Source organism: Nocardia sp. NPDC101769 (assembly GCF_044766925.1).
Classification (GTDB): domain Bacteria; phylum Actinomycetota; class Actinomycetes; order Mycobacteriales; family Mycobacteriaceae; genus Nocardia.
In genome coordinates this window covers 57372-68814 of sequence record NZ_JBIWMX010000013.1, presented here as the reverse complement: position 1 = coordinate 68814, position 11443 = coordinate 57372, and the positions used below count along the sequence as shown (strand labels likewise).

The following is an 11443-nucleotide window of genomic DNA, read 5'->3' as shown; positions in this document are numbered from 1 at the left end:
CACCGGTGTCCGGCAAGTCGGGTGCGGCCATTGCCCGCACCCGCGCCGGCCGGCAGGCCCGGATCGTCGCCATCCTCTCCCAGCACGAGGTGCGCAGCCAGTCGGAACTGGCCGTGCTGCTCTCGTCCGAGGGCATCGAGACCACCCAGGCGACACTGTCCCGCGACCTCGACGAACTCGGCGCGGTCAAGCTGCGCGCGGCCGACGGCGGCGCCGGCGTGTACGTGGTTCCCGAGGACGGCAGCCCTGTCCGCGGCGTGACCGGCGGCACCGAGCGGCTCTCGAAACTGCTCGGCGACCTGCTGGTCTCCACCGACGCCAGCGGCAATATCGCCGTCCTGCGCACCCCGCCGGGCGCCGCGCACTTCCTGGCCAGCGCCCTCGACCGCGCCGCCCTGCCGGAGGTGGTCGGCACCATCGCGGGCGACGACACCATCGCCGTCATCGCGCGCGAGCCCATGACCGGCGCGGAACTCGCCGCCAAGATCGAACAGCTGGCCTGAATCGGACTGTGCCGCAGGATAATTGCGGTAGCGGCGTAGAGGTGCGGGCGTACGCTCGGTAGGAAGGACATCCCCGAGCAAGGAACGCACATGTGCGAAGGCTATGGACTGATCGGATCCTTCGAAGCCGGGACGCGGGAGCGGCCTCACGCCCCCGAGGTGGTCCGGCCCAGCCTGCGCCGGACCGACGACGGTGTCTGGGTGGTCATGGCCCGCAAGGTGGCCCGGCACATCGACGGGGATCGTTTCATTCCGGCGACCGGCGGGGCGCCCTACCCGCGCGACGCGATCGCCGAATGCCGGCGCGGTCGGAGTCACGCGGTGCCGGACGAGGACTGCAGCTGCGGTTTCCACGCCGTATCCGAAGCCGCACCGGAACCCTACGGCGGCCGCTTCACCGTGCTCGAGGTCGCGCTGTCCGGGCGGATCCTGGCCTCCCACTGGATTCGCGGCGGCCTCCTCTTCCGCGCCGAACGACAGACCGTGATCACCTGGTCGGATATCACTGTGCCGCAACCGGTTCGGTTGCCGGACCTGCCACCGCGGCCGCCCATCCCGCCCCTGGAGCCCGGTGGCCGCACCGCCCGCCTGCGCCGGCCCGACCCCCGCGATCTCGACTCCGCCCGACTGCGCCTGCCGGAGAGCCCGCCGCAGATCGTGTGGCTCGCCGACGACGCGGGCTACTGCATGCTTGGTCGGATTCGCGAGACTTCGGAGCTTGTCGGCCAGCCGGAGCGGGGTCGGGATTTTCTGTCGCAGCTCTCGACTTAGGTCCGAAAGATAGAGAGCCAAAAGATCTCGACGCCGGATACGTGCGACGGCATCCGGCACAGGCGGCGGAGTATTTCCAATCAGTGGGGCTGGCCGGACCGTTCTGGGAGGGGTGACGATTCACTGTCGGCCGCGGCCTCGGCGGGTGGGGGAGGGGTGGCGCCGGGGACGGCGGCCAGCAGGTCGCGGGTGTAGGGGTCGCTGGGGGAGTGGAGGATTCGGTCGGTGGGGCCCTGTTCCATGATTCGGCCCTCGCGCATGACCACCACGTCGTGGGCAAGCGCGCGGACGACGGCCAGGTCATGGGTGATGAACAGGTAGCTGAGGTTCAGATTGGACTGAAGATCGGCCAGGAGGGTGAGGATTTGGTTCTGGACGAGGACGTCGAGGGCTGAGACGGGTTCGTCCAGGATCATCAGGCGGGGCTCGATGGCCAGGGCTCGGGCGATGGCTACGCGTTGGCGTTGGCCGCCGGAGAGCTCGTGGGGGTAGCGGTCGGCGAGGGTGGCGGGGAGGGCTACCTGGTCGAGGAGTTCGGTGACGCGGGCACTGCGGGTGGCGCGGTCCCCGGTGGCGATGGCGCGCAAGGGTTCCGCGATGAGGCGTTCGACCGTCCACATCGGGTCCAGTGACGAGTACGGGTCCTGGAAGACCGGCTGCATTGCCTGCCTCGCCGCCCGCAATCGCGCGCCGCGCAGGGTGACTACCTCGTCGCCGTCGAGCCGCACGGTGCCGGAGGTGGCGGGGAGCAGGCCCAGGATCATGCGGGCGGTGGTGGTTTTGCCCGAGCCCGATTCGCCGACGATGGCGGTGGTGCGCCCGCGGGCGATGGTGAAGGAGACATCGTCGACGGCGCGGACTGCGCCGCGGCGACCGCGGATTCGGAACTCCTTGGTGAGATTCGAAACCTCCAGAACCGGAGGCTCATTCACTTCGGCGATCTTGCTGTCGGCGCTCTTCGCGGGTGACATTCGCGCCGGAGCTGCCGCCACGAGCCGGCGGGTGTAGTCCTCCCGCGGATCGATCAGCACCTCGTCGGCCGGGCCCGACTCGACGATCCGGCCTTCGGACATCACCAGGACGCGCTCCGCCCGCTCGGCCGCCAGCGCCAGGTCGTGGGTGACCAGCAGTAGTGCGGTGCCCAATTCCCTGGTGAGTTCGTCCAAATGGTCGAGGATTCGGCGTTGCACGCTGACATCGAGGGCGGAGGTGGGCTCGTCGGCGATGAGCAGGCCGGGGCGGCAGGACAGGCCGATGGCGATCAGGGCGCGCTGCCGCTGGCCGCCGGAGAGTTCGTGGGGGTACTGCCGGGCGCGGCGCGCGGGCTCGGGCAGGCCCGCCTCGCCGAGCAGTTCGATCGCACGGTCGGCGGCCGCTCGACCGGCGTAGAGGCCGTGCGCCACCAGGGTTTCCGACACTTGTCGTCCCACCCGCGACACCGGATTCAGGTTCGACATCGGATCCTGTGGCACCAAACCGATTTCCTTGCCGCGGATCCCGCGCATGTGCATCTCGTCGGCGCGAGTGATGTCCGTGCCGCGCCAGCGGATACTCCCGTCGCGCACCCGGCCGGAGCCGGGCAGCAGGCCGATGATCGCGTGTGCGAGCGAGGATTTCCCGGATCCGGACGCGCCCACCACGGCGACGCGCTCGCCGGGCGCGACCGTCAGATCGACCCCATCCACCGCCTTCACGTTGCCGAAGTCCACCCGCAGATCGCTGATCTCCAGCAGTGATTCGCTCATCGCGGCCCCCTCAGCGGCTCGTCTTCGGATCGAGCGCATCACGCAGCGCATCGCCGAAAAGGTTGAATCCCAGGCAGATCAGCAGCAGCGTCACGCCCGGGAAGATGCCCGGCCACGGGGTGCGCATCAGATACTGCTGCGCGTCCGAGAGCATGATGCCCAGGCTGGGTTCGGGCGGTTTGATGCCGAGCCCGAGGAACGAAAGGATCGCCTCGCCGAGTACGGCGGTCGGCATGATCACGGTGGCCTGCACGATGATCGGGGCCAGAGAGTTCGGCAGAATGTGCTCGCCGAGTATGCGCCAGGACCGGACGTGCATGGCGCGCGCCGCGAGGACGAAGTCGGTTTCCTTGAGCCGCAACACTTCCGCGCGCACCACCCGCATCATGACCGGCACCTGCGCGACGCCGAGGGCGATGGCGGCCTGGGTGAGGCCGCCACCGTAGATGGCGGTCAGCCCGACGGCGAGCATGACGAACGGAAAGGCCAGCACCGCGTCCGCGATCCGGGCCAGCACCGCGTCCAGCCACCGCCAATACCCGGCCAGCAGACCCATCGGCACCCCGATGGCCACCGCGCACAGTACCGACAGCGCGCCCACCTCGAGCGAGGCGCGAGTGCCGTACAGTACCCGCGAGAGGACATCGCGTCCCAGATCGTCTGTGCCCAAGACGAATCCGACCGTCCCCGGCTTCTGGAACGGCGTCGGGAAATGCACCTCGGCGGGCGAATAGGGAGCCAGCACCGGCGCGAACACGCCGACCAGGATCACGATCAGCAGCAGCGCCGCGCCGACCATGCCCAGCGGATTGCGCCGCAACTCGCGCAGCACGCGACCGCGCCTCGATGCGGGCGGCGGGGGCACGATGGGCGAATCGGCCACGGCCACAGCCGATTCAGCGGTCGCCTTCACGCCGACCCCGTTGATGTCCTCCGCCCCGGACGCCGTGCTCTCCGACACAGTCACTGCGCCCTCCCGGACACTCGCACGCGCGGGTCGATCACCGTGTACAGTACGTCGACCAGCAGATTGATCACGATGTAGGACGCGGCGATCACCATCACGACCGCTTGAATCACCGGATAGTCCCGCGCGAACACCGAATCCAGTGTCAGCTTCCCGATGCCGGGCAGGCTGAAGATGCGCTCGGTGACCACCGTGCCCGCGATGAGCAGCCCGAGCTGGAGTCCGATGACCGTGGTCACCACGATCAGACTGTTGCGCAGCCCGTAGCGCACGATCACCGTGCGGGGTCCGAGCCCCTTCGCCCGGGCCGTCCGCACGAAGTCGGCGGTCATCGTCTCCACCATCGAGGAGCGCGTCTGCCGCTGCACCACGGCCGCGTGCGTCACGCCCAGAATCAGCGCGGGCAGGGTCAGGAAGTAGAGACCGCGCAACGGATGATCGAACGGCGACACATATCCCGACGCCGGGAACATCCCCAGCCCCACCGATAGGTAGAGCACGGCGAGGATGCCCAGCCAGAAGGTCGGCACCGACAACCCGACCAGCGAGAAGCCGTTGACGACCCATTCCGGCCAGCGCCCGCGATACACCGCCGCGATCACACCGCCGATCACCCCGGCCAGCACCGCGATGAGCATGGCGTACACCGCCAATTCCAGGGTGACCGGCAACGTCACCCGAATCATATGGCGCACAGGCATTCCGGTCCGAATGGACCGGCCGAAGTCACCACTCAACGCGTTCCCGGCGAAATCCAGATACTGCACCGGCAGTGACCGATCCAGCCCCAGATCGGCCCGCACCGCGGCGATGGTGGCCGGGTCCGCCTGCTCACCGGCCATCGCGATGGCGGGATCGCCGGGCAGCGCCCGCACCCCGGCGAACACGACGAACGAGACCAGCAGCAGCGTCACCGCGGACTGCCATACTCGATGGAAGATGTACCGCAACATGGATTCTCAGCTGTTCCGTTCCGAGACGAACGCCGCCTTGCCGAGCCGCACCGCGCCGTCGGCGTACACCTCGATCCCGGTCACCCGGGTCGAGTGCACGGTCAGGTTGCGCAGCCGATAGGTGTAGATGTACGGGTTGTCCCGCTCAATGGTCGCGACCGCCTGCTCGTAGAGGGCCCCGCGACGCGCCGGGCTGGTGGTGTGCGCGGCCCAGGACAGCACGTCGTCCAGCGCGGAGGAACTGTATCCGGTGTAATTACCGCTGGACCCGGTGACGAGGAAGCGGGCGATATTGCCGTCCGGATCCAACCGCCCCGACCAGCCCAGCAGCAGCGCCTCGTAGGTGCCGCGCTTCTGCGCGTCCAGCATGGCCGAGTACTCGGTCGGCACGATTCGCAGATCGAATCCGCCCGCGGCGACCCCGGCCCGCAGCACCTGCGCGTACTCGAGCTGGTCGGCGACATTCATGACCTGCATGGTGATCGGATAGGGCGTCTGCACCCCCGCCTCGGCGAGCAGGCGGCGTGAGCGCTCCGGATCGAAGACCGGGCAGGCCGTCGCGGCCCGGGTCGCGTAGGAGGTGAGCGGCGCGATGGCCGTACAGGCCGACTCGTACCAGCCCTTGAAGGCCTTGTCCACCAACGCCTGTCGATCGATGCTCAGCGAGAGTGCCAGGCGGATACGGGGATCCCTGGCGAGCGGCGTATCGATCTGTTTCGCCGGCTTGCCCGCCCCGTCCACATTGCCGAGGTTCAGGTAGAAGCCCTGGTAGCCGAACGAACCCGAAACCAGCAGGTGCAGGCGCGGATCCGTGCTCAGCGCATCCGCGTCCTGGGGCGACATGGTGTCCGCGACCTGGATCGCACCCGTATGCATGGCGGCCGTGCGGGCCTTCGGGTCGGCCATGATGCGGTAGGTGATGGTGTCGAAGTGCACGTTCTGGGCGTCGTAGTACAACGGATCGCGCTCGACCACGATGGAGGTCTGTGGTGTCCGCTGCGCGAACTTGAACGGGCCGACGCACACCGGATGGTCGCCGAAATCGCTGCCCTCCTCCTTGAGCGCGGTCGGCGACATGATCATTCCGGCGCGGTCGGCGAGCGCCGCGGTGATCGGTGCGAAGGGCGTGCGGTAGCGGATCAGCACCTGGGCCGGGCCGTCCGTCTCGACCTCGGCGATCGGGCCCAGTTCGCCGCTGCGCTGCGACCCCTCCATACCCAGGTGCCGCCGCAGGCTGGTCTGCACCGCGGCCGCGTTGAACGGCGTGCCGTCGGCGAAGGTGACCCCGGTGCGGACCGGAATGGTGACCGTCAGGCCGTCCTCGGAGAAGCGCGGCAGCTCCGTGGCCAGCTGCGGCACCAGGTTGCCGGAAGCGTCGTTGTCGTAGAGCTTTTCGCAGATCGTGCTCATGACATAGCGGGTGTAGAGCGAGCTGGAGGTGGTCGGGTCGAGGCGGTCCGGGTCGTTCGACAGCCCCATCACCAGATCGCCGCCCTGCTGCACCTTCTGGTCGCCGACCGGTGTGCCGTAATCGTCGGCGTGCGTGGCGATGGCGACGGGCGCCCGGGTCTGCGAGCACGAGGCGACCGCGAGGGAGACGACACCGAGTGCGAGGACTCGGAGCAAGCGAATGCGCATGGTCGCTCAGCCCTTGTCCGTGAGGAACGCGGCCTTGCCCACCCGCACAACGCCGTCCGGGTACTGCTCGATGCCGGTCACCTTGGTGGAATGCACCGTCAGCAGCCGTTCACGGTAGGTGTAGAGATACGGATTGTCCTTCTGAATGATCTGCACCGCTTGTCCGTACAGCTCCGCGCGGCGCGCGGTGTCGGTGATCCGGGCGGCCTGCCCGAGTACATCGTCGAGCGCGGGCGAACTGTACCCGGGGTAGTTGCCGGTGGATCCGGTCATCAGGAACCGGGAGATGTTGGCGTCCGGGTCGATACGGCCCGACCAGCCCAGGAACAAGGCCTCGAAGGTGCCGCGCTTCTGCACGTCCAGCAGCGTCGCGTACTCGATCGGCTGGATATCGAGTTCGAACCCGCCCGCCGCGACACTGGCCTGCAGTGCCTGCACATACCGGAGCTGGTCCTGACTGTTCTGCACCTGCAACCGCACCCGGTACGGGATCTGCACCCCGGCCTCGGCGAGCAGCTGCCGCGCTCGCTGGGGATCGTAAGCGGGACAGGCTGTTCCGGCGGGCGTGGCAAAGGTGGTCTGCGGCACGATCGGTGAGCACGTCGGTTCGTACCAGTTGTCGAACACGGTGTCGACCAACGTATTTCGATCGATGCTCAGCGACAGCGCCTCGCGGACCCGGGCATCCTTCGCCAGCGGCGTATCGATCTGCCTGGCGGGCTTGCCCACGCCGTCCACGTTTCCGATGTTCACATAGAAGCCCCGGAAGTTGAGCCCGCGCGCCTGTAACAGGCGCAGGCTCGAATCCTGCTGCAGCGCGTCGACATCCTGCGGGCTGATGGTGTCGGCGACCTGGATGTCGCCGGACCGCAGGTTGGCCGCGCGAATATTGCCGTCGGTCATGATGCGATAGGTGATCTTGTCCAGGTGCACGTGCTCGGCGTCGTAATACAGCGGATCACGCTCCACCACGATGGAGGTCTGCGGCACCCGCTCGACGAACTTGAACGGACCGACGCACACCGGGTGATCCCCGAAGTCATTGCCCGCCTTGGTCAGCTCGGCCGGTGACATGATCATCCCGGCCCGGTCGGCCAGCGCCGCGGTGATGGGTGCGAACGGCTTCCTGTAGTGGATCACCACCTGCGCCGCGCCATTCGCCTCGATGGCGGCGATCGGGCCCATCTCGCTGGTCCGCTGCGAGGTCTTCGAGCTGAGATGCCGCTGCAGACTCGTCTGCACCGCGGCCGCGTCGAAGGGCGTGCCATCGGCGAACTTGATGCCCGTGCGCACCGGGATGGTGACCGTCAGCCCGTCGGCGGACACCGTCGGCAGGGCGGTCGCCAGCTGCGGGACCAGATTGCCGGAAGCGTCGTTGTCGTAGAGCTTTTCGCAGATCGAACTCATGACATAGCGGGTGTAGAGCGAGCTGGAGGTGGTCGGGTCGAGGCGGTCGGGTTCGGCCGACAGCCCCATCACGAGATCTCCGCCCGCCCGCACCGATTGCGCGCCCACCGGGGTGCCGAAATCATCGGTGTGTGTCGCGGTGCGGTCCGGGTACTGCAACGGGGCGCAGGACGCGAGCGCGACGGCGACCATGCCGAGCCCTAGAAGCCTGGAGAGGCGAACGAGCATGCGCAACAACCTACTTCGACATCCCATGAATTTCGCACCGGGAGAACCGCCGCGCAATTCCGTTCATACGCTGTTCGTTTCATCGTCCGGCGGCGTATCCCTGCATGCCCCGGGGATTGGCCCCGGCGGCGAGCACACCTGTCTCCGGATCGCGGGCCACGGCGCACAGCCGGCCCTCCGACCACGGGCCGCCGACGGTGATGCGGTGTCCCCGGCGCTCCAGCTCGGCGATCGCCTCGATGCCGATCCGCGATTCCACCACCGTCACACCGGGACTCATGACGCGCGGATAGAACGAGCCAGGGAAGCTCTCCTGATGCCAGTTCGGCGCGTCGATGGCGCCCTGCAGGTCGAGGCTGCCGCGCACCGGCTCGCCCAGCGCGACCGCCAGGAAGAAATGCAGGTTCCACTGATCCTGTTGATCGCCACCGGGAGTGCCGAACGCCATGACCGCCTCGCCGTCGCGCAGCGCCAGCGACGGGGTCAGCGTGGTGCGCGGGCGACAGCCGGGGGCAAGCGAATTCGGCAGCTCCGGCTCCAGCCAGGACATCTGCAGCCGGGTGCCGAGCGGGAAACCCAGTTCCGGCACCACGGGATTGGATTGCAGCCAGCCGCCGCTGGGCGTCGCCGCGATCATATTGCCCCAGCGGTCCACCACGTCGAGGTGACAGGTGTCGCCCCGGGTGCCGCCATTGGACGCGACCGTCGGCTCGCCCGCGCCGAGCGGAACCGGTACCGCCCCAGCAGAATTCGATTGCGCGTAGGAGCTGAGCCGCGGTGTCAGACCGTCCGGGCTGCCGGGACGCAGCTCCTCCGACGACCGCTCTGCGATCAGCTTCCGCCGCTGCTCGCTGTACTCCGGGGACAGCAGCTGCTCGAGTGTGACCGTCGCGCTGTCGCCGTACCACGCCTCACGATCGGCCATGGCGAGCTTCGAGCCCTCGATGAGCACGTGGTAGTACTCGGGCGTGCCGTACTCCGGCAGCTCGGACAGCAGCGCGAGCTGCTGGAGGAACACCGGTCCCTGACTCCACAGTCCAGCCTTGGCGATGGTCCAGCCGTTCCAGTCGTAGGTGGCCGGATCCTCGTACGTGGCCTGAAAATTCGCCAGATCCTCGAGGCCGAGCGTGCCGGTGTGCCGTTCGCCGGAGGTGTCCATCGTGGGTTGCGCGGCCGCGGCGGCCAGCGCCTCGGCGATGAAACCTGTCCGCCACACCTGTCGGGCCGCCTCGATCTGCGCGTCCCGGTCCGAGCTCGCCGCCTCGGCGTCGGCGATCACGCGCCGCCAGGTCCGCGCCAGAGCCGGATTGCGCAGCAGCGCACCCGGTGCGGGTGGCCTGCCGTCGCTCAGATACACGGCCGCGGAACTGGTCCACTCGGTCTCGAACAGTCCCTGGACCTCGGCCACGGTCTGGCCGATCCGCTCCACCGCCGGGTGCCCGCGCTCGGCATAGCCGATGGCGTAGGACAGCACCTCCGCCAACCGCTTGGTCCCGTGATCGCGCAGCAGCAGCAGCCAGGCGTCGAACGCGCCGGGCACAGCGGCGGCCAAGGGCCCGGTGCCCGGGACCAATTCGAGGCCGAGGCCCCGGTAGTGGTCGATCGTCGCACCGTCCGGTGCCGGTCCCTGACCGCACAGCACGCGCGGGTTCCGCCCGGCGGGCGCGAGGATGATCGGCACCTCGCCCGCGGGGCCGTTGAGGTGCGGTTCCACCACGTGCAGCACGAAGGCCGCGGCGACGGCGGCGTCGAAGGCATTGCCGTCGTCCTCGAGCACCGCCATGGCGGTGGCCGAGGCCAGCCAGTGGGTGGAGGACACCATGCCGAAGGAGCCCTGCAGGGTGGGTCGCGTGGTGAACATCAGCCGAGCCTCCTCTACACCGCGAGCCGGTGGTACAGCACCTGCTCGAGCAGGGCCACCAGGACGTTCTTCACCGATTCCCGTTCGCGCGCATCGCATTCCAGCACAGGGATGTCGTCCTCGAGTTCGAGTGCCTCGCGCACCTCGTCGAGGTCGAAGCGCGGTTCGCCGTCGAAGCGGTTGACCACGACCACGAACGGCGTCCCGGTCTCCTCGAAGTAGTCCAGCACCGGATAGCAGTCGTCGATCCGGCTGGTGTCGACCACGATCACCGCGCCGAGCGCGCCGTCCACCAGGTCGTCCCACAGGAAGACGAACCGCTCCTGGCCGGGGGTGCCGAACAGATAGAGGATCAGCGACCGATCCAACGTGATGCGGCCGAAGTCGAGCGCCACCGTGGTCTGGGTCTTGTCCGCGCGGTGACCAGGATCGTCGACATCGATCGCGGCCTCGGTCATGGCGGCCTCGGTGGCCAGCGGCTCGATCTCCGAGATGGCCCCGATGAAAGTCGTCTTGCCGACGCCGAATCCGCCGCTGATCACGATCTTCACCGAGGATGGCGTGCGTGGCGCGATGCGAACGTCAGAGTGCGCGGACAAGGTCCCTGATCCTCTCGATGGCGGCGGTGGACAGCTCGGGCGCCTCACGGACCGTCAGATAGCCGCCGGCGGCGAGATCGCTCACGATCACCTTGGCGACGCCGACCGGAACATGCAGTGCGGCAGCGATTTCGGCGATGGAGGTCGGTTGCTGGCACAACCGCACCACCTCGCGCTGTTCGAGCTGGATGGGCGCGGAGTACGCGTGCGGCGCCGTGTGCACCAGGGTTTCGATGCGCAGACCGTCGATCACCGGGGTGGTGCGGCCTCCGGTGACGACGAAGGGCCGGACGAAGTCGTGCGCGCTGTTGTCGAGGTCCGCGCGGACTGAGTCGGAATCTCTCATCGCCGCAGGGTCTCTCGCAGCTCGGTGATGAGCGCCGGATCCAGCAGCGAGCCGGCCCGTTCGGCCAGGATCGACATCTCGTAGCCGAGCAGGCCGACATCGCAGTTGCCGTCCGCGATCACACCGAGGCAACTGCCGCTGCCCATGGCCGAGACGAGCAGGAAGCCGCGCTTCATCTCGATCATGATCAGCTTGAGGCCCTCGAAGGCATAGCTGCGCGAGGCGCTCGTGGCCAGGCTCGTCAGTCCGGATACCATGGCGGCCAAACGATCCGCCGCGACCCGTTCCAGCCCGTCGGACATGGCGATGAGCAATCCGTCCGACGACACCGCGACGGTATCGCGCACCCCGGGGGTATTGCGAACGAAGTTCGCCAGCAGCCAGCTGAAGGTATGGGGATCGGTGCTCGGCAGCTGGGCGGTCAC

At 68.4% G+C, this 11443-nt stretch carries 11 protein-coding genes; 2 read left to right on the top strand and 9 right to left on the bottom strand.

The features are described 5' to 3' along the window. Nucleotides 1-5: 5 nt before the first annotated feature. Both ACIRRA_RS21155 and ACIRRA_RS21150 read left to right on the top strand, forming a co-directional pair. Nucleotides 6-503 (top strand): arginine repressor, encoded by a 498-nt coding sequence (locus tag ACIRRA_RS21155; protein ID WP_357003075.1) that lies wholly within the window; start codon nucleotides 6-8, stop codon nucleotides 501-503. Nucleotides 504-593: 90 nt separating this feature from the next. Continuing rightward, the gene (locus ACIRRA_RS21150) at nucleotides 594-1274 is read left to right on the top strand and encodes a hypothetical protein (protein WP_402770531.1); all 681 of its coding nucleotides are present in this window, start codon (nucleotides 594-596) and stop codon (nucleotides 1272-1274) included. A gap of 80 nt (nucleotides 1275-1354) precedes the next feature. Here ACIRRA_RS21150 and ACIRRA_RS21145 read toward each other — a convergent pair whose 3' ends face one another. From ACIRRA_RS21145 to ACIRRA_RS21105, 9 genes are all read right to left on the bottom strand, one after another. Further along, the gene (locus tag ACIRRA_RS21145) at nucleotides 1355-3019 is read right to left on the bottom strand and encodes a dipeptide ABC transporter ATP-binding protein (RefSeq protein WP_402770528.1); all 1665 of its coding nucleotides are present in this window, start codon (nucleotides 3017-3019) and stop codon (nucleotides 1355-1357) included. A gap of 10 nt (nucleotides 3020-3029) precedes the next feature. Further along, nucleotides 3030-3986 (bottom strand): ABC transporter permease, encoded by a 957-nt coding sequence (locus ACIRRA_RS21140; protein ID WP_402770525.1) that lies wholly within the window; start codon nucleotides 3984-3986, stop codon nucleotides 3030-3032. Then, entirely contained in the window at nucleotides 3983-4939 is a 957-nt protein-coding gene (locus ACIRRA_RS21135) for an ABC transporter permease (protein ID WP_402770523.1), read from the bottom strand. The genes ACIRRA_RS21140 and ACIRRA_RS21135 overlap by 4 nt, the downstream gene beginning before the upstream one ends. Before the next feature lie 6 nt (nucleotides 4940-4945). Then, entirely contained in the window at nucleotides 4946-6577 is a 1632-nt protein-coding gene (locus ACIRRA_RS21130; protein WP_402770520.1) for an ABC transporter substrate-binding protein, read from the bottom strand. Between the two features lie 6 nt (nucleotides 6578-6583). Further along, nucleotides 6584-8212 (bottom strand): ABC transporter substrate-binding protein, encoded by a 1629-nt coding sequence (locus ACIRRA_RS21125; RefSeq protein WP_402770517.1) that lies wholly within the window; start codon nucleotides 8210-8212, stop codon nucleotides 6584-6586. A gap of 79 nt (nucleotides 8213-8291) precedes the next feature. Continuing rightward, on the bottom strand, nucleotides 8292-10073 hold the full coding sequence (locus ACIRRA_RS21120; protein WP_402770515.1) for a gamma-glutamyltransferase family protein: 1782 nt from the start codon (nucleotides 10071-10073) through the stop codon (nucleotides 8292-8294). 14 nt (nucleotides 10074-10087) lie between these two features. Next, nucleotides 10088-10615: a GTP-binding protein gene (locus tag ACIRRA_RS21115; RefSeq protein ID WP_402770858.1), complete on the bottom strand. Its 528-nt coding sequence runs from the start codon at nucleotides 10613-10615 to the stop codon at nucleotides 10088-10090. Nucleotides 10616-10655: 40 nt separating this feature from the next. Next, on the bottom strand, nucleotides 10656-11018 hold the full coding sequence (locus tag ACIRRA_RS21110) for a DUF742 domain-containing protein (RefSeq protein WP_402770512.1): 363 nt from the start codon (nucleotides 11016-11018) through the stop codon (nucleotides 10656-10658). Then, on the bottom strand, nucleotides 11015-11443 hold the full coding sequence (locus ACIRRA_RS21105) for a roadblock/LC7 domain-containing protein (RefSeq protein ID WP_402770855.1): 429 nt from the start codon (nucleotides 11441-11443) through the stop codon (nucleotides 11015-11017). The genes ACIRRA_RS21110 and ACIRRA_RS21105 overlap by 4 nt, the downstream gene beginning before the upstream one ends.

Bases quoted from the DNA above. Each gene is read 5' to 3' on its own strand.
- ACIRRA_RS21150 (WP_402770531.1), top strand. From the start codon at position 594: ATGTGCGAAGGCTATGGACTGATCGGATCCTTCGAAGCCGGGACGCGG.
- ACIRRA_RS21145 (WP_402770528.1), bottom strand. From the start codon at position 3,019: ATGAGCGAATCACTGCTGGAGATCAGCGATCTGCGGGTGGACTTCGGC.
- ACIRRA_RS21135 (WP_402770523.1), bottom strand. From the start codon at position 4,939: ATGTTGCGGTACATCTTCCATCGAGTATGGCAGTCCGCGGTGACGCTG.
- ACIRRA_RS21130 (WP_402770520.1), bottom strand. From the start codon at position 6,577: ATGCGCATTCGCTTGCTCCGAGTCCTCGCACTCGGTGTCGTCTCCCTC.
- ACIRRA_RS21125 (WP_402770517.1), bottom strand. From the start codon at position 8,212: ATGCTCGTTCGCCTCTCCAGGCTTCTAGGGCTCGGCATGGTCGCCGTC.
- ACIRRA_RS21120 (WP_402770515.1), bottom strand. From the start codon at position 10,073: ATGTTCACCACGCGACCCACCCTGCAGGGCTCCTTCGGCATGGTGTCC.
- ACIRRA_RS21110 (WP_402770512.1), bottom strand. From the start codon at position 11,018: ATGAGAGATTCCGACTCAGTCCGCGCGGACCTCGACAACAGCGCGCAC.